This window comes from Pseudomonas sp. M2(2023) (assembly GCF_030263955.1).
Classification (GTDB): Bacteria; Pseudomonadota; Gammaproteobacteria; order Pseudomonadales; family Pseudomonadaceae; genus Aquipseudomonas; species Aquipseudomonas asiatica.
The window spans coordinates 631,482-649,369 of sequence record NZ_CP127114.1 but is presented as its reverse complement, the minus strand read 5'-3'; the positions used below and the strand labels follow the sequence as shown (position 1 = coordinate 649,369).

General features: G+C 64.3%; 14 protein-coding genes. 8 read left to right on the top strand and 6 right to left on the bottom strand.

Annotated elements, in window-relative coordinates:
- Positions 1-5 precede the first annotated feature (5 nt).
- Positions 6-1,361 (top strand): acetyl-CoA carboxylase biotin carboxylase subunit, encoded by a 1,356-nt coding sequence (gene accC / locus QN085_RS02995; protein WP_003257054.1) that lies wholly within the window; start codon positions 6-8, stop codon positions 1,359-1,361.
- Positions 1,362-1,535: 174 nt separating this feature from the next.
- On the opposite strand, the gene QN085_RS02990 is transcribed toward accC, so the two are convergent.
- A complete protein-coding gene (locus QN085_RS02990) occupies positions 1,536-3,389 on the bottom strand; it encodes a sigma-54-dependent Fis family transcriptional regulator (RefSeq protein WP_023662885.1) in 1,854 nt (617 codons plus the stop codon).
- Positions 3,390-3,671: 282 nt separating this feature from the next.
- On the opposite strand from QN085_RS02990, the gene QN085_RS02985 reads away from it, so the two are divergent.
- Genes QN085_RS02985 through QN085_RS02965 form a run of 5 tightly spaced genes read left to right on the top strand, consistent with a single transcriptional unit; the run spans position 3,672 to position 9,003 of the window.
- The gene (locus QN085_RS02985; RefSeq protein WP_013970707.1) at positions 3,672-4,727 is read left to right on the top strand and encodes an ATP-NAD kinase family protein; all 1,056 of its coding nucleotides are present in this window, start codon (positions 3,672-3,674) and stop codon (positions 4,725-4,727) included.
- A gap of 22 nt (positions 4,728-4,749) precedes the next feature.
- Positions 4,750-5,727 (top strand): thiamine pyrophosphate-dependent dehydrogenase E1 component subunit alpha, encoded by a 978-nt coding sequence (locus QN085_RS02980; protein ID WP_015268810.1) that lies wholly within the window; start codon positions 4,750-4,752, stop codon positions 5,725-5,727.
- 33 nt (positions 5,728-5,760) lie between these two features.
- Positions 5,761-6,783 carry an alpha-ketoacid dehydrogenase subunit beta gene (locus QN085_RS02975; protein ID WP_013970705.1) on the top strand — a complete coding sequence of 341 codons (1,023 nt, stop codon included), beginning with the start codon at positions 5,761-5,763 and terminating at the stop codon, positions 6,781-6,783.
- Positions 6,780-7,886: an acetoin dehydrogenase dihydrolipoyllysine-residue acetyltransferase subunit gene (locus tag QN085_RS02970; RefSeq protein ID WP_013970704.1), complete on the top strand. Its 1,107-nt coding sequence runs from the start codon at positions 6,780-6,782 to the stop codon at positions 7,884-7,886. The genes QN085_RS02975 and QN085_RS02970 overlap by 4 nt, the downstream gene beginning before the upstream one ends.
- Positions 7,887-7,938: 52 nt before the next feature.
- On the top strand, positions 7,939-9,003 hold the full coding sequence (locus QN085_RS02965; protein WP_230397108.1) for a 2,3-butanediol dehydrogenase: 1,065 nt from the start codon (positions 7,939-7,941) through the stop codon (positions 9,001-9,003).
- 522 nt (positions 9,004-9,525) lie between these two features.
- Here QN085_RS02965 and QN085_RS02960 read toward each other — a convergent pair.
- Positions 9,526-10,479, bottom strand: coding sequence for an IS110 family RNA-guided transposase (locus QN085_RS02960; RefSeq protein WP_013973518.1), 954 nt, complete (start codon positions 10,477-10,479; stop codon positions 9,526-9,528).
- A 401-nt stretch (positions 10,480-10,880) separates the two neighbouring features.
- Between QN085_RS02960 and QN085_RS02955 the strand changes: the two genes are divergently transcribed.
- Together QN085_RS02955 and QN085_RS02950 are read left to right on the top strand one after the other, a co-directional pair.
- The gene (locus tag QN085_RS02955) at positions 10,881-12,614 is read left to right on the top strand and encodes a C13 family peptidase (RefSeq protein ID WP_031324316.1); all 1,734 of its coding nucleotides are present in this window, start codon (positions 10,881-10,883) and stop codon (positions 12,612-12,614) included.
- A 27-nt stretch (positions 12,615-12,641) separates the two neighbouring features.
- A complete protein-coding gene (locus tag QN085_RS02950; RefSeq protein ID WP_013970700.1) occupies positions 12,642-13,286 on the top strand; it encodes an oxidoreductase in 645 nt (214 codons plus the stop codon).
- A gap of 108 nt (positions 13,287-13,394) precedes the next feature.
- On the opposite strand, the gene QN085_RS02945 is transcribed toward QN085_RS02950, so the two are convergent.
- The 4 genes from QN085_RS02945 to QN085_RS02930 all read right to left on the bottom strand — a co-directional run bounded on the left by QN085_RS02945 (position 13,395) and on the right by QN085_RS02930 (position 17,709).
- Positions 13,395-13,682, bottom strand: coding sequence for a YceK/YidQ family lipoprotein (locus tag QN085_RS02945; RefSeq protein WP_023660805.1), 288 nt, complete (start codon positions 13,680-13,682; stop codon positions 13,395-13,397).
- Positions 13,679-14,308, bottom strand: coding sequence for a flavin prenyltransferase UbiX (ubiX, locus tag QN085_RS02940; protein WP_013970698.1), 630 nt, complete (start codon positions 14,306-14,308; stop codon positions 13,679-13,681). The genes QN085_RS02945 and ubiX overlap by 4 nt, the downstream gene beginning before the upstream one ends.
- Positions 14,305-15,654 carry a UDP-N-acetylmuramate:L-alanyl-gamma-D-glutamyl-meso-diaminopimelate ligase gene (gene mpl, locus QN085_RS02935; RefSeq protein ID WP_024086190.1) on the bottom strand — a complete coding sequence of 450 codons (1,350 nt, stop codon included), beginning with the start codon at positions 15,652-15,654 and terminating at the stop codon, positions 14,305-14,307. The genes ubiX and mpl overlap by 4 nt, the downstream gene beginning before the upstream one ends.
- Positions 15,655-15,720: 66 nt before the next feature.
- Positions 15,721-17,709 (bottom strand): sigma-54-dependent Fis family transcriptional regulator, encoded by a 1,989-nt coding sequence (locus tag QN085_RS02930; RefSeq protein ID WP_041506280.1) that lies wholly within the window; start codon positions 17,707-17,709, stop codon positions 15,721-15,723.
- Positions 17,710-17,888: the final 179 nt, after the last annotated feature.

The window sequence follows — 17,888 nt, the reverse complement described above, 5'->3', positions numbered from 1 at the left end:
CAACGATGTCTGGGAAGCTCGAAAAAGTCCTGATCGCCAACCGCGGGGAAATTGCCCTGCGGATCCTGCGTGCCTGCAAAGAGCTGGGTATCAAGACAGTCGCCGTGCACTCCACCGCCGACCGTGAACTGATGCACCTGGGCCTGGCAGACGAGTCGGTCTGCATCGGCCCTGCATCGTCCAAGGATTCCTACCTGCATATCCCGGCAATCATCGCTGCCGCCGAAGTGACCGGCGCCACCGCGATTCACCCGGGCTACGGCTTCCTGGCGGAAAACGCCGACTTCGCCGAGCAGGTGGAAAAGTCCGGTTTCGCCTTCATCGGCCCGAAAGCCGACACCATTCGCCTGATGGGCGACAAGGTTTCGGCCAAGGACGCGATGATCAAGTCGGGCGTACCGACCGTACCGGGCTCCGATGGCCCGCTGCCGGAAGATGAAGAAGTCGCCCTGGCGATTGCTCGTGACGTCGGCTACCCGGTAATCATCAAGGCCGCCGGTGGCGGTGGTGGTCGCGGCATGCGTGTGGTGCACAAGGAAGAGGACCTGATTTCCTCGGCCAAGCTCACCCGTACCGAAGCCGGTGCAGCCTTCGGCAACCCGATGGTCTACCTGGAGAAGTTCCTGACCAACCCACGCCACGTGGAAGTACAGGTACTGTCCGACGGCCAAGGCAACGCCATTCACCTGGGTGACCGTGACTGCTCGCTGCAGCGCCGTCACCAGAAGGTACTGGAAGAAGCGCCAGCCCCGGGCATCGACGAGAAAGCCCGTCAGGAAGTGTTCAAGCGCTGCGTCGATGCGTGCATCGAGATCGGCTACCGTGGTGCGGGTACTTTCGAGTTCCTGTACGAGAACGGCCGCTTCTACTTCATCGAGATGAACACCCGCGTGCAGGTTGAGCACCCGGTGTCGGAGATGGTGACCGGTATCGACATCGTCAAGGAGATGCTGAGCATCGCCGCTGGCAACAAGCTGTCGTTCCGCCAGGAAGACGTGGTCATCCGTGGCCATGCGCTGGAATGCCGTATCAACGCCGAAGACCCGAAGAAGTTCATCCCGAGCCCAGGCAAGGTGAAGCACTTCCACGCCCCGGGCGGCAACGGCGTGCGTGTTGATTCGCACCTGTACAGCGGTTACTCGGTTCCGCCGAACTACGACTCGCTGATCGGCAAGCTGATCACCTACGGCAAGGACCGCGACGAAGCCATGGCGCGCATGCGCAATGCCCTGGACGAGATCGTCGTCGACGGCATCAAGACTAACATCCCGCTGCACCGCGACCTGGTGCGTGATGAAGGTTTCTGCAAAGGCGGCGTCAACATTCACTACCTCGAGCACAAACTGGCTAGCCAGGAGTGATCGCGTAGTGTGATGTACTGAAAACCCCGGACTTGTTCCGGGGTTTTTTATTGCCTGTCAGGGCCTCATCGCCGGCAAGCCAGCTCCCACAGGGATTGCACACGGCTTGAGGTCTATGCGGTCGAGGTGGGAGCTGGCTTGCCGGCGATTGGGCTGCAAAGCAGCCCCCGGACCCTACCCCTTCATCCGCGGCATCTCGATGTGGTGCTCATGCACCCGCCGGTACAAGGTTGCCCGCGATATTCCCAGAGCCCGCGCCGCATCGGCCGGCTTCCAGCGATGGCGGATCAGCGCATCCAGCAGCAACTGCCGGGCCGGACAGGACATGCTGCTTTCAGCCGACGCGACTACCTCGCCGCGCACCTCCTGCGGCAGGTCCTGCACCTGCACCCGCCCGTCCTCGCTCACCGCACATGCATAGCGCAACACCTGCCGCAGCTGGCGCAAATTCCCCGGCCAGCGGTAAACCAGCAGCGCCTGCAGCGCATCATCCGCCAACACCACCTCGACTCCGCAGGCCTCGGCTTCCTCGGCCAGCAACTGGTGAATCAACCCCAAGCGGTCCTCACGCTCGCGCAGCGGCGGCAACTCGAAGCGGGCATTGGCCAGGCGGAAGTACAGGTCCTCACGAAAACGCCCATCCTCCACCATCGCCGCCAAATCGCGGTGGGTCGCGCAAATCACCTGAATATCCACCCGCTCCCGCCGCGCCGCGCCCAGCGGCGCCACTTCACCCTCCGCCAGCACGCGCAGCAACCGGGTTTGCAGGTTCAGCGGCATGTCACCGATTTCGTCGAGGAACAGCGTGCCGCCATCGGCCTGCTGCAACAGCCCCTGCATACCTTTGCTGGAAGCCCCGGTGAAGGCCCCGGCCACATAGCCGAACAGCTCGCTCTCGATCAGGCTTTCCGGGATGGCCGCGCAGTTCAAGGTGACGAACGGGCCATCGCGACGCAGGCTTTGCTGATGCAGCTGGCGGGCGAACACCTCTTTGCCAGCCCCCGTCTCGCCTTGCACAAGCACCGCCAGGTTGCAGTCCTTGACCCGCGTGGCCAGGCGCAGATGCTGCTCGATACGGGCGTCCTGGGCCTGGCGCAACGGCTGCGCACGCTGGCGCTGTCGGGGTGCGCTGACCCGGCCGTACAGACCACCCAGGCCCGGCAGGCGTTGAGCGGACGATGCGTTCACGCGGCGCAACTGATCCATGTCGAACAGCTCGCCAATGTGCTCGGGCAAACGCCCCAGATGCTCCACCAGGCGCTGGCGCGCCAGGCTGTTGATCGCCTGCAGGCGGCCATCGCCATCCCAGGCCAGCAGGTAGTCGGGCTGGCTTTCCACATAGCCCGGCGTGCCATGGGCACGCATTACCCAATGGCCCTGGGCACTGTGCATGAAGAAGGCATTTTCGATCTCGCGCGCAGTCTGCTCGACCAATTGGCGGATCAGGTGCTGGCTGCGGCGGTCGTCCGGCGACTGCAAGGCCGAGACATCCACCACGCCCAGCAACTCGCCCAGCGGGTCGAACACCGGTGCCGCCGTACAGGTCAGGCCAATGAACGCGGCGCGGAAGTGGTCGCGCTTGTGCACCGTGACCGGCGCCTTGCTGGTCAACACCGCCGCCACGCCGCAGGTGCCCTCCTCGCCCTCCGACCAGCAGGTGCCCAGGTACAGCCCGGCCTTTCGGCAATCGTTGCGGATGGCCGACTCGACCCGGTAATCGATGGTGCGCCCCAAGGCGTCGGTGAGCAGCACGCAGTAGTCGGCACCGCGCACCCGCTCATGCAGGCGGGCCACGGCATCGCTGGCGATGCGCAGGAACAGTTCAGCGCGCTCGCGGCATTCGTTGAGCAGGCTTTGGGACAGGATGCGCGGCCCCTGCTGGGACCCGGGGTCGAGGCGGTACAGCTCCATGGAACGGCGCCATGAATCGAGGATCAGCGGTGGCACCGGCGCCTGCGGCAGGCGGTCGGCATTCTTCAGCACCCTGCTGACGCAGTCGACATGGGCTCGGGAGTTCGCGGCAAGCATGCAGGCCCTCCGGTTCTCGTTGCTGTTTTTATCGTTGTCCGGCCATTAAGCGCTTCCGGGCATGCCCCGACAAGCACTGCGTGATTACCGGCTGGCTTGAGACGCAGCGTCTCAGCGTCTCGGCCATGCCATACCTCGGCTGGCACCCGGCGTCTCGCCAGCCCGGCCATACGTTCCGGCCAGAGCGCAACGAAACCGCTCTGCCCCGGTGATTTCAGCCTACCCAAGGAAAACTGGCATCCCGCTTGCTCCAGCACTGGCAAACAAGAAACGAGGTGCGCCATGCCGCTACCCGCCCCAACTGTCGGCATCATTGCCAACCCTGCCTCTGGCCGCGACCTGCGCCGCCTGACTGCCAATGCCGGGCTCTATTCGAGTACCGACAAGGCATCGGCGATCCAGCGCCTGCTCGCTGCCTTCGGTGCTACCGGCATCGGTCAGGTGCTGCTGCCCAGCGACATGACCGGCATCGCCGCTGCCGTGCTCAAGGCCAGCCAGGGCCCGGTCGCCCAGGACCAGCACTGGCCGGCCATCGAGATCCTCGACCTGCCGCTGACCCAGACCGTTGCCGATACCCGCCTGGCCACCCGGCGCATGGTCGAACGCGGCGTGGCGATGATTGCAGTGCTCGGCGGCGACGGCACCCACAAGGCAGTTGCTGCCGAGGCCGGTGACGTACCGCTGCTGACCTTGTCCACCGGCACCAACAATGCCTTCCCCGAACTGCGCGAGGCCACCAGCGCCGGCCTGGCCGGCGGCCTGCTTGCCAGCGGCCGGGTACCGCCGAGCATCGGCCTGCGCCGCAACAAGCGCCTGCTGGTGAAGGTGCCCGAACAACAGCTTGCCGAATGGGCACTGGTGGAGGTGGCGGTATCGCCCCAGCGCTTCATCGGCGCTCGGGCACTGAGCCGCAGCGAAGACCTTTGCGAAGTATTCGCCTGTTTCGCCGAACCCCATGCCATCGGCCTCTCGGCCCTGTGCGGCCTGTGGTGCCCGGTCTCGCGCCAGGACCCGCACGGTGCCTGGGTACGCCTGAACCCCGGTGCTGAACAAGCGCTGCTCGCACCACTGGCACCCGGCCTGCTGCAAGGCTGCGGCATCACCGCTAGCGGCGCCCTGACGCCCGGCGTAGCCCATCGCCTGAGCCTGGCCAGCGGCACCCTGGCGCTGGACGGCGAGCGCGAAATCGAATTCGCCGAGCATGACAGCCCCACCATCACCCTCGACCACCAAGGCCCATTGAGCGTGGACGTCGAGGCCGTACTGGCGCACGCCGCCCGCCATCACTTGCTGGCCGTGCCCCGTGGCCATCGGCTGCACCCTGCAAACCCGTGTTGAGACAACCCCGGAGAACAACAAGATGTCCAATCAACTCAGTACCGAACAACTGCTGCATGCCTATGAAGTGATGCGCACCATCCGTGCCTTCGAAGAACGCCTGCACGTCGAGTTCGCCACCGGCGAGATCCCTGGCTTCGTGCACCTGTATGCCGGCGAAGAGGCTTCCGCCGCTGGAGTCATGGCCCACCTGCGCGATAGCGACTGTATCGCCTCGACCCACCGCGGCCACGGCCACTGCATCGCCAAGGGTGTGGACGTATACGGCATGATGGCCGAGATCTACGGCAAGAAGACCGGCGTGTGCGGCGGCAAAGGCGGTTCGATGCACATCGCCGACCTGGAAAAAGGCATGCTCGGCGCCAACGGCATCGTCGGTGCCGGCGCTCCGCTGGTGGCCGGGGCGGCGCTGGCGGCCAAGATCAAAGGCCGCGACGATGTATCGGTGGCCTTCTTCGGCGATGGCGCTTCCAACGAAGGCGCCGTGTTCGAAGCAATGAACATGGCCTCGATCATGAACCTGCCGTGCATCTTCGTGGCCGAGAACAACGGCTACGCCGAAGCCACCGCCTCGACCTGGTCGGTTGCCTGCGACCATATCGCCGACCGCGCGGCCGGGTTCGGCATGCCCGGTGTCACCATCGACGGTTTCGACTTCTTTGCCGTGTACGAGGCCGCCGGCGCTGCCATCGAACGTGCGCGTTCCGGGCAAGGCCCGTCGCTGATCGAGGTCAAGCTCAGCCGCTACTACGGCCATTTCGAAGGCGATGCACAAACCTACCGCGCCCCGGACGAAGTGAAGAACCTGCGCGAATCCCGCGACTGCCTCATGCAGTTCCGCAACAAGACCACCCGCGCCGGCCTGCTCACGGCTGCGCAACTGGACGCCATCGACGCCCGCGTCGAGGACCTGATCGAAGACGCCGTGCGCCGCGCCAAGTCCGATCCCAAGCCACAGCCCGCCGACCTGCTCACCGACGTCTACGTCGCCTACCCCTGAGCCGCGGATTACAAGAACAACAGGAGAATCACCATGGCAAGAAAGATCAGCTACCAGCAGGCCATCAACGAAGCCCTGGCCCAGGAAATGCGCCGCGACAACACTGTATTCATCATTGGCGAAGACGTTGCCGGCGGCGCCGGTGCCCCCGGCGAGGATGACGCCTGGGGGGGCGTGCTGGGCGTGACCAAGGGCCTTTACCATCAGTTCCCGGGGCGCGTGCTCGACGCACCGCTGTCGGAAATCGGCTACGTCGGCGCTGCCGTCGGTGCTGCCACCCAGGGCCTGCGCCCGGTGTGCGAGCTGATGTTCGTCGACTTCGCCGGCTGCTGCCTGGACCAGATCCTCAACCAGGCCGCCAAGTTCCGCTACATGTTCGGCGGCAAGGCGGTCACCCCGCTGGTGATGCGCACCATGTACGGCGCCGGCCTGCGCGCGGCGGCCCAGCACTCGCAGATGCTCACCTCGCTGTGGACGCACATTCCCGGCCTGAAGGTGGTCTGCCCGTCCTCGCCGTACGATGCCAAGGGCCTGTTGATACAGGCGATCCGCGACAACGACCCGGTGATCTTCTGCGAGCACAAGCTGCTCTACAGCATGCAGGGAGAGGTGCCGGAAGAGGTGTACACCGTACCGTTCGGTGAGGCCAACTTCCTGCGTGATGGCGACGACGTGACCCTGGTCACCTATGGCCGCATGGTGCATGTGGCGCTGGAGGCCGCCAACAACCTGGCCCGCCAGGGTATCGACTGCGAGGTGCTGGACCTGCGCACCACCAGCCCGCTGGATGAGGACAGCATCCTGGAAAGCGTGGAAAAGACCGGTCGCCTGGTGGTGATCGACGAAGCCAACCCGCGTTGCTCCATGGCCACCGACATCAGCGCGCTGGTGGCACAGAAGGCCTTCGGCGCGCTCAAGGGCCCGATCGAAATGGTCACCGCCCCGCATACTCCTGTGCCGTTCTCCGATGCCTTGGAAGACCTGTACATCCCTGACGCGGCGAAGATCGAGGCTGCGGTACGCAAAGTGATCGAAGCCGCAAGGAGTGCCGCATGAGCCAGATCCATACCCTGACCATGCCCAAGTGGGGCTTGTCGATGACCGAGGGCCGGGTGGATACCTGGCTGAAGCAGGAAGGTGACGAAATCAGCAAGGGCGACGAGGTGCTGGACGTCGAGACCGACAAGATCAGCAGCAGCGTCGAAGCCCCGTTCAGCGGTGTGTTGCGCCGTCAGGTGGCCAGGCCTGATGAAACCCTGCCGGTCGGAGCCCTGCTGGCGGTGGTGGTGGAAGGCGAAGCCGAAGAAGCCGAAATCGATGCCGTGGTGCAGCGCTTCCAGGCCGAGTTCGTCGCCGAGGGTGGCGCCGACCAGGCCCAAGGGCCGGCGCCACAGAAGGCTGAAGTGGCTGGCCGGCAGTTGCGCTGGTTCGAGCTGGGTGAAGGCGGCACGCCGCTGGTGCTGGTGCACGGTTTTGGTGGCGACCTCAACAACTGGCTGTTCAACCACCCGGCGCTGGCTGCCGAGCGACGGGTAATCGCCCTCGACCTGCCGGGCCATGGCGAGTCGGCCAAGGCCCTGCAACGGGGCGATCTGGATGAGTTGAGCGAAACCGTACTGGCCCTGCTCGACCACCTGGACATCGCCAAGGCCCACCTGGCCGGCCACTCCATGGGCGGCGCGGTCAGCCTGAATGTGGCGCGCCTGGCGCCGCAACGGGTGGCCAGCCTGAGCCTGGTGGCCAGTGCCGGGCTGGGCGAGGAGATCAACGGACAGTACCTGCAAGGCTTCGTCGCTGCCGCTAACCGCAATGCCCTCAAACCGCAGATGGTACAGCTGTTTGCCGACCCCGCACTGGTAACGCGGCAGATGCTGGAGGACATGCTCAAGTTCAAGAGACTGGAAGGCGTGGACGACGCGTTGCGCCTGTTGGCATCGGCCATCGCCGACGGCGACCGGCAGCGCCACGACCTGCGCGGGGTGCTGGGACAACACCCGGCCCTGGTGGTGTGGGGCGGCAAGGACGCGATCATCCCGGCCAGCCATGCCGAAGGGCTGGAGGCTGAAGTGCTGGTGCTGCCCGAGGCTGGCCATATGGTGCAAATGGAGGCGGCCGAACAGGTCAACCAGCAACTGCTCGCGTTCCTGCGCAAGCACTAAGCCCTTTCCGTGAGCCTGGAGAACAACAATGAACGACCTGAGCCACACCCACATGCGCGCCGCCGTCTGGCATGGCCGCAATGATATTCGCGTCGAACAGGTGCCCCTGCCGGCCGACCCTGCGCCCGGCTGGGTGCAGATCAAGGTGGACTGGTGCGGCATCTGCGGCTCCGACCTGCACGAATACGTCGCTGGCCCGGTATTCATCCCGGTGGAGGCACCGCACCCGCTGACCGGCATCCAGGGCCAGTGCATCCTCGGCCACGAGTTCTGCGGCCAGATCGCCAAGCTGGGTGAAGGCGTGGAAGGTTTTGCCGTCGGTGACCCGGTGGCTGCGGACGCCTGCCAGCATTGCGGCACCTGCTACTACTGCACCCACGGCCTGTACAACATCTGCGAGCGCCTGGCCTTCACCGGCCTGATGAACAATGGCGCCTTTGCCGAACTGGTCAACGTGCCCGCCAACCTGCTGTACCGGCTGCCGCAGGGTTTCCCGGCTGAGGCCGGGGCGCTGATCGAACCGCTGGCGGTGGGCATGCATGCGGTAAAGAAGGCCGGCAGCCTGCTTGGCGAGACGGTGGTGGTAGTTGGAGCCGGCACTATCGGTTTGTGCACCATCATGTGTGCCAAGGCGGCAGGCGCGGCGCAGGTGATCGCCCTGGAAATGTCCTCGGCACGCAAGGCCAAGGCCAAAGAGGTTGGCGCCAGCGTGGTGCTGGACCCCAGCCAGTGCGACGCCCTGGTGGAAATCCGCAAGCTCACTGCCGGGCTGGGCGCGGATGTGAGTTTTGAATGCATCGGCAACAAGCACACGGCCAAGCTGGCCATCGACACCATCCGCAAGGCGGGCAAGTGCGTGTTGGTGGGGATATTCGAGGAGCCTAGCGAGTTCAACTTCTTCGAACTGGTGTCCACCGAAAAGCAGGTGCTGGGCGCGTTGGCGTACAACGGCGAGTTTGCCGATGTGATTGCCTTCATCGCTGACGGCAGGCTGGACATTGGCCCGCTGGTGACCGGGCGGATCGGGCTGGAGCAGATTGTCGAGCTGGGCTTCGAGGAGTTGGTCAACAACAAGGAGGAGAACGTGAAGATCATCGTTTCGCCGGGCGTGCGCTGATTGCACCTCAAAGGCAACACGGAACCTGTGGGAGCGGGCGTGCCCGCGAAGCAGGCGACGCGGTGCCTGGCACCGGCTTCGCCGGTGTTCGCGGCTAAAGCCGCTCCCACAGGGATTGCGCAAAGCTGAAGGTCACCGCAATACCTGTGGGAGCGGGTTCACCCGCGAAGAAAGCCACACGGTACATGGCACCGGCTTCGCCGGTGTTCGCGGCTAAAGCCGCTCCCACAGGTATTGCGCAAAGCTGAAGGTCACCGCAATACCTGTGGGAGCGGGTTCACCCGCGAAGAAGACCACACGGTGCCTGGCACCGGCTTCGCCGGTGTTCGCGGCTAAAGCCGCTCCCACAGGGATTGCGCAAAGCTGAAATTCACCGCAATAGCTGTGGGAGCGGGTTCACCCGCGAAGAAGACCACACGGTGCCTGGCACCGGCTTCGCCGGTGTTCGCGGCTAAAGCCGCTCCCATAGGGATTGCGCAAAGCTGAAATTCACCGCAATACCTGTGGGAGATTCTATGGTTTTCAGCAAGCCAGTTTCGCGCCTTTAGTGACGTATTCGTCCTGATTTTTCATCAGGGCGAATGCCACCCGCGCGAGCTTTCTTGCCAGGATTACCAAAGCTTGGGTTGTTGCTTTACCACTGCTCCGATGCTGTTCGTAAAGCCCTTTCCAGGCTGCCGATCTGCTGGCCGCCATCGCAGCGTTGTGCAATAAGCGACGAATTTCTGAACAACCTCGCTTGGTGAGGCGACGTCGCCCATTCTTCTGCCCGGAATCACTGACTCGTAAATCCATTCCTAGGAATGCAATGTACGAGTCACTGCTTTTGAACTCGCCCCTTGTAAAAGCCATCACCAATGCTGCGGCGGTGAGAAAACCAATGCCCTCTACTGCCTGGCAGCGAGCGACTTGTTCCTGTAGCCCAGCGTCTCGCAGTACTTCTTTAATCTTCTTTTGAATCAACTGATCCAGCCGATCTATCGACTTCACAAAAGTTTCGAAGGCGGCTTTCAAAAGGCTTTCGTTAGCCCAGCTCTGAGTCATTGCAGTACGAGCAGTCACCAAGGCGGCTCTGCGTCGCAAGAGGCTCTGAAGCTTGCCGTAGACAGCGGGAGGCGGGCTCCAAGGGCGAAGGTCCTCGCCTTCATTTTTTAAAAAACGGGACAACAACCGAGCATCGGAGGGGTCGGTTTTAACCCGTCCCCCAACACTTTTCCGGTAGTTGCTCAATTGAAAACCATCGATGACATAGACCTCGAAGCCTAGGCTGTGGGCCAATTCAACCAGGTCCAAGTGGTAGACATTGGTCGCCTCAACAGCGATAGCGGTGTTGAGGGTTTGTTGCTTGAGCCACCTTCTGATCTCGAGTTTGGAGTTTTTCAGCCTGATGATCTCGTCGCGATCATCGTGGTGGATAACCAGCTCAGCCTTCGCGACATCCGCACCCACGATCAACTTACCTACCTGCATTGCCATGGGCGGCTCCTCACGTTATGGTTTTTCGGCTTGAAGGGGTTTCACCAAGAGGCGCTGGCTTGCTTCTATCGTCGCTTGCAAACGATGCATTCTTTATCGGCGCTTTGGTGGAAGGGGTGGGGCGATGTCTCCCACGGTCTGTACTGCTGTGAACAGTCAGAATCGGGCATTTAGTCCCACCACCCCTTCAAGTCTAACCATACAAGCGGGTTCACCCGCGAAGAAAGCCACACGGTACATGGCACCGGCTTCGCCGGTGTTCGCGGGCACGCCCGCTCCCACAGGTTCCGTGCCAGCTTTTCAATGCAGTGCAGGCTCGAAAGCTGCGCCAGCACATGCGTTCGCTGTTTCAGGATCCCATTCTGCGTCATACTCGGCAGACCTATTGCCCGGTTCTCGCCATGCGTTCACTGCTCCCCGTCACCCTGGTCCTGCTGCTCGCCGCCTGCGGCGATGGCGAATCGCTGCTCCCGCCGGACGCACGCCTGCCTGACGGTGGGCGGTACCGGGGGCAGGTGGTCGATGGCCTGTTGCAAGGCGAGGGCCGGATCGACTACCCCAACGGCAGCTGGTACGCCGGTACCTTCAAGGACGGCCAATGGCACGGCCAGGGCGAATGGCACGGCCGCAACGGCGAGGTGTATCGCGGCCAGTTCGCCGCAGGGCTGTTCCAGGGGCTGGGCGAGCTGACCACCCCGGGCAGCCACTATGCCGGCACCTTCAGCCACGGCCGCCGCGACGGCGAAGGCACCCTCAAGCAAGACGACCAGACCTACCGCGGCCAGTTCAAGGACGACCTGTACGAAGGTGCCGGCGAGCTGGAACTGGCCGACGGCAGCCGCTACCAGGGCCTGTTCGCCAAGGGCAAGCCCAACGGCGCCGGGGTGCGCAGCGATGCCAGCGGCAACCAGTTCAGCGGCCACTTCATAAATGGCCAGCTGGAGGGCAGCGGCACCTACGACAGCGTTGACGGCGAGCAGTACATCGGCGAGTTCAAGGACAACCGCCTGGAAGGCCGTGGCCGCTACGAAAATGCCGATGGTGATGTGTGGATCGGCGAATTCAAGGACGGCTCGCTGGTTGGCGAAGGCGAACTGCTGGGCAGCGATGGCAGCCACTACAAAGGCACCTTCGCCGACTGGCGCCTGTCGGGCCAGGGCAGCCTGCAGCTGGCCGACGGCAGCAAGTATATCGGTGGCTTTCTCAACGATGCCTACCACGGCCAGGGCCGGCTGATCCTGGCCAACGGCAAGGTCGAAAGTGGCACCTGGAGCAACGGCGTGCGCGTACGGGACCAGAACGGCAAGCTGCTGCCCGACCCTCTGGACCTGGCGCTGCTCAACCAGGGCCGTTTGCTGGATGAAGCGCTGGCCCGGGTACCGCGCTCGGCGCCACCAGTTCAGCTATACAGCCTGGTGGTGGCCGGCGATGGCCAGCAGAGCGTGTTCATGCGCGAAGCCGACTATGTCAGCAACATGCTCAAGGTGCGCTTTGGCGCCAGTGGCCAGGTGACCCTGGTCAACCACCGCGACCACATGACCACCCGAGCCATGGCCACACGCGAAAACCTGACCCGCGCCGCCCGCACCCTGGCCGAGCGCAGCGGCCCCGAAGACCTGGTGTTCATCTATCTCACCAGTCATGGCAGCCAGGACCATCAGCTGGTACTCGACCAACCGCGCCTGCAGCTGGCCGATCTGTCTGCCGACGAGCTGGCGAGCGCGCTGGCACCGCTGAAGAACCGCGACAAGGTGATTGTCATATCCGCCTGCTATTCAGGGGGCTACATCACGCCGCTCAAAGATGAGCGCACGCTCATCATGACCGCCGCCCGGGCCGACCGCGTGTCTTTCGGTTGCTCGGAAGAAGCCGATTTCACCTATTTCGGCGATGCCCTGTTCGCCGAAGCGCTGAACCAGACCGACGACCTGAAACAGGCGTTTGAACTGGCGCGCGCCAGCGTTGCCGAAAGAGAACAAAGGGAAGGTTTCGAGGCCTCCGAACCGCAGCTGTGGGCGCCGCCGAAGGTGCTTGAGCACTGGCAGCACCTGCGCCGGCAACAGGCCGAAGAAGCATTGCGTAACGCCGCACAGGCCAACGCGGGGGAACAGGCGCAAACGCCCGGCAGCCACTAAGCTTGTGTGTAACAAGGGAGAGACATCATGTATTTGACGCCTCAGCATGTCCTGCTTGCCGGTGCCACGGGTCTGACAGGTGAACACCTGCTTGACCGTCTGCTCAACGAGCCCACCATCACTCGCGTACTGGCGCCTACCCGCCGGCCATTGGCCGAGCACCCGCACCTGGAAAACCCGGTAGGCGACCCGGCTGTGTTCCTTCCACAACTGGGTGGGCGGGTCGATATCGCCTATTGCTGCCTGGGCACCACGCTGAAGCAGGCCGGTTCCGAATCGGCCTTCCGCGCGGTGGACCTGGACATGGTGGTGGCTTTCAGCAAGCGTGCCCGGGAGTTGGGCGCGCGGCATCTGCTGGTGGTCAGTGCATTGGGCGCCGACCCGAAATCGTCGATTTTCTACAACCGGGTCAAGGGTGAGATGGAGGAGGCACTCAAGGCTCAGGATTGGCCGCAGCTGACCATCGTGCGGCCGTCGTTGCTGCTGGGTGAGCGGGTCGAGCCGCGGCTCGGCGAACAGTTGGCTTCGCCGTTTGCCAGGCTGATACCCGGGAAGTACCGGGGGATCGAGGCTTGTACCTTGGCCCGGGCGCTGTGGCGGCTGGCGCTGGAGGAAGAGGACGGGGTGCGGATTGTGGAGTCGGATGAGTTGCGCAGGTTGGGCAAGAAGTAGGCTTCACTTGTGATGGCCTCTTCGCGGGCACGCCCGCTCCCACAGGTACAGTGATCACAAGAAGATTACACAGATCCTGTAGGAGCGGGTTTACCCGCGAAAGGGCCCTTACAGGCCACCAGTGGCCTGGAAGCCTACACCGGCCGCTGTCAGCAACGACAACGGCAGCAACAAGGTATCCAGCAACATGCTCCCCGGCAGGTCCAGCCCCGGATACGTTGGCGCCTCAGCCCCGTAACGATCCCGCGGGCAGCACCCGCCATTGATCACATACAAGTCCAGCCGGGTACCGGCATACACCACCGGTGCTCCGGGCTTGTTGGCATCCAGCGTGCGCACCGTGGCGCAGCCACCAAGCAGCACCAGCGCCATCAAACCCGCCAGCGCTCGCTTCAATCATCCACCCCGAAGTGGTGCTCGCCCCAGCGCGGCAACATGTCCTGAGGAATGTTCAGCAGGTTGAGAATGCGCGCCACCACGAAGTCGACCAGGTCGTCGATGGTCTGCGGCTGGTGATAAAAGCCCGGCGCCGCCGGCAGGATCACCGCGCCCATCTGCGACAGCTTGAGCATGTTCTCCAGGTGGATGGTGGAGAACGGCGCCTCGCGCGGCACCAGGATCAGCTGGCGACGCTCCTTGAGGGTAACGTCGGCAGCACGTTCGATCAGGTTGTTGCAGGCACCGGTGGCAATCGCCGACAGCGTGCCAGTGGAACAGGGCACCACTACCATTGCCGCCGGGGCGCCGGAGCCCGAGGCCACCGGCGACATCCAGTCTTCCTTGCCATACACGCGGATCTGCCCGTCGGCAGCGCCGGTATATTCGGTGAGGAAAGCCTGCATCGCCTGTGGCTTGGCCGGCAGCACCACGTCCGTCTCGGTGGCCATCACCAGTTGCGCGGCCTTGGAGATCAGGAAGTGCACCTCGCGGTCCTCACGCACCAGGCAGTCGAGCAGGCGCAGGCCATACTGGGCACCAGAGGCGCCCGTCATGGCCAGGGTGATGCGTTCCGGCCCGCTCACTTCAGTGCCTCGGCCAGCTTGCCGTGCAGGCCGCCGAAGCCGCCGTTGCTCATGATCACTACATGGGTACCCGCGCGGGCCTGCCCCTTGACCCGCTCGATGATCGCTTCGAGGCTGTCGGCCACCACGCTGGGCACTTTGCATTGCGCGGCGGTGGCAGCCAGGTCCCAGCCAAGGTTGGCCGGGGCGTACCAGATCACCTGGTCGGCGTCGTTGACGCTTTCCGGCAGGCCGTCACGGTGGGCACCGAGCTTCATCGAGTTGGAGCGCGGCTCGATCACGGCGATCACCGGGGCTTCGCCAACGCGCTTGCGCAGGCCGTCCAGGGTGGTGGCGATGGCGGTCGGGTGGTGGGCGAAGTCATCGTAGATGGTCACGCCCTGCACTTCGGCAACCTTCTCCATACGCCGCTTGACGCTCTTGAAGGCGCTCAGGCCTTCGATGCCCATGGCGGGCACCACGCCTACATGGCGCGCCGCTGCCAGGGTAGCCAGGGCGTTGGCGACGTTGTGCTGGCCAGTCAGCGCCCAGTCCACCACGCCCTGCGCTTCGCCGTCGAACAGCACTTCGAAGCGCGAGCCGTCGGGGCTGAGCAGACGGGCTTGCCACTGGCCACCTTCGCCGGTGGTCTGCACCGGCGTCCAGCAACCCATGCCGATCACTCGCTCCAGCGCCTGCTCGGTGGTGGGGTGGATGACCAGGCCTTCGCTGGGAATGGTGCGCACCAGGTGGTGGAACTGCCGCTCGATCGAGGCCAGGTCGGGGAAGATGTCCGCATGGTCGAACTCGAGGTTGTTGAGGATCGCCGTGCGCGGGTGGTAGTGGACGAACTTCGAGCGCTTGTCGAAGAAGGCACTGTCGTACTCGTCGGCTTCGACCACGAAGAACGGCGTATCGCCAAGGCGCGCCGACACCGAGAAGTTCTGCGGCACACCGCCAATCAGGAAGCCCGGGCTCATGCCGGCATGTTCCAGCACCCAGGCCAGCATGCTGCTGGTAGTGGTCTTGCCGTGGGTACCGGCAACGGCCAGCACCCAGCGGCCCTGCAACACGTGGTCGGCCAGCCACTGCGGGCCGGAAACATAGGGCAGGCCCTTGTTCAGCACGTACTCCACCGCCGGGTTGCCACGCGACATGGCGTTGCCGATGACCACCAGGTCTGGCGCCGGGTCCAGCTGGGCCGGGTCATAGCCTTGGGTCAGCTCGATGCCCTGGGCTTCAAGCTGGGTGCTCATCGGGGGATAGACGTTGGCGTCCGAGCCGGTGACGCGGTGGCCAAGTTCCTTGGCCAGCACCGCCAGCGAGCCCATGAAAGTGCCGCAAATACCGAGAATGTGAATATGCATGGTCGACCTCGCAAAACATCGAGGCAGGGTAGCCCAGGGCGCGACAAATCGCACCAGATGTTTCGCTCAGTCGGCTCTGGTGATGCCGTGTTTGCGCAGTTTTCGATACAAGGTATTGCGGCTGATGCCCAAGTGCTCGGCGACACGGGTGAGGTGCCAGTGTTTTGCATCTAGCGTCTCCAACAATGCTTGCCGCTCCGCATCCTGTAGGAGCGGCCTTGTGTCGCGATCGGGCTGCGACGCAGCCCCTGCAGATTGGTCGGCGCTGCTGAGACCCTGGGGCCGCTCTGCGGCCCTTTCGCGACACAAGGCCGCTCCTACAGGGACGGTGCTGTTGCGGAGAATGGTGGGGAGATCCGGGAACGCGATGCGGGAGTCTTCGCAAAGTGCCACCAGGGTACGCAGCACGTTGCGCATCTGCCGCACGTTGCCCGGCCAGGCGAAGTCGAGCAGTGCCTGCCGCGCCCTGGGCTCGATATCGATCGGTTCTCCCTGCGTCTCCTGACGCAGCAGAAAGTCCAGCAACTGCGCCTTGTCACTGCGCTCGCGCACCGCAGGCAATGCCACTTCCAGACCATTCAGCCGGTAATACAGGTCCTCGCGGAAACTGCCCTGCTCCACCCGTTCCAGCAGGTCACGGTGAGTAGCGCTGACAATGCGCACGTCGACCGCCTGCGGCTCGCCACCGATCGGCACCACCTGGCGCTCCTCCAGCACGCGCAGCAGGCGGGTTTGCAGGGCCAGTGGCATGTCGCCAATCTCGTCCAGCAGCAAGGTGCCGCCATCGGCCTGCAGCAGCTTGCCGCGCATGCCTTCCTTGCGTGCACCAGTAAAGCTGCCGCCGCGATAGCCGAACAGTTCGCTCTCGATCAGGCTTTCCGGGATCGAGGCGCAGTTGATGGCGACGAACGGCTTGCCGCGCCGCTCGCTGGCCTGGTGCACGGCCTGGGCGAAGGCCTCCTTGCCGCAGCCGGTCTCGCCGCGCAGCAACAGCGGCACATCGCGCTCGAACACCCGCACGCTGCGGCGGAAGTCGTTTTGCAAGGCGGGGTCGAGCAGGCAGATAAGCGGCTCCACTTCCCGCGTGGGCCGCGGCTGGGCGGCTGGTACCGACCACACCGGTGCGCGCGCCAGGCCACGCAGGCTGGCGAACACTTGGCGCCCGTCCAGGGTATGCAGCGGCCACGCCGTGCTGCCGCCAGGCGTGGCGCGGCTGAACAGTTCGTCGTGGCTGCAAGCGAAGAAGCGTTCCAGCGGTTTGCCCAGCACGCCACCACGCACCGTGCCCAGCAGGTTCAGCGCGCTCTGGTTGGCGGCGCAGATGCGCCCGTCACCGTCGAACGCCAGCAGGCCTTCGCTGAACAGGCCGACCGACTCGGCCTGCAGGTGAAAACGCAGCAGCCATTGCTGTTCGAAATGGCGCAGGAAGTAGCAGCTTTCGATCATCTTCGCCGACAGGTTGACCAAAGCCATGGTGTGGAACTGGCTCTGCCGGGAAACGTCGGGCCGCGCCGAAGACACATCCAGCACTGCCAGCAACTCGCCATGCGGGTCGAACACCGGGCTGGCCGAGCAGGTCAGGCCGGTGTGGCGACCGCGGAAGTGCTCGTTCTGGTGAATGGTCAGCGCCTGGCGCTCGACCAGGCAGGTGCCGATGCCGTTGGTGCCCTCGCGCGCCTCGCTCCAGTCAGCGCCCAGCCACAGCCCGGCACGCTCGAAGCTGCGCCGCTCGGTCGGCGCGCTGACGCAATTGAGGATCACCCCACGGGCATCGGTCAGCAGCACCGCATGGCCGGCCCCGGAAAGCTGCTGGTGCAGGCTGTTCATTTCATGGTCGGCAATCTGCAGCACCTGGCGCAGGCGCTCGCGGCTTTCCAGCAAGCGCCCATGCTCGAGCACCACCGGGGCCTCGATCACCGACGGGTCGAGGTGGTAGTCCTCCAGGCAGCGTAGCCAGGAGCGGGCGATGGACGGGTCACTGCCACCCTCCCCGGCCCCACCATGGGCGACGGTATGGACTTGCTGGGCATGGCGACTGAAATGATTGCTCTGCATTGTTGTAGTTCTCCGCAGATAGAGAGTCCCGCCAGCATCCTCCACCCGGGAAGGCTTTGCAATGCACCCTCCGGTTACGTGTCGCAAATGGCACAAAGTGTCACCCCCGCGCGTACCGGCGCTGGCACAGAGATCGTGGGCCCGGCCCAAAGGACCGAGCCAAGTCATTGATTTACCTG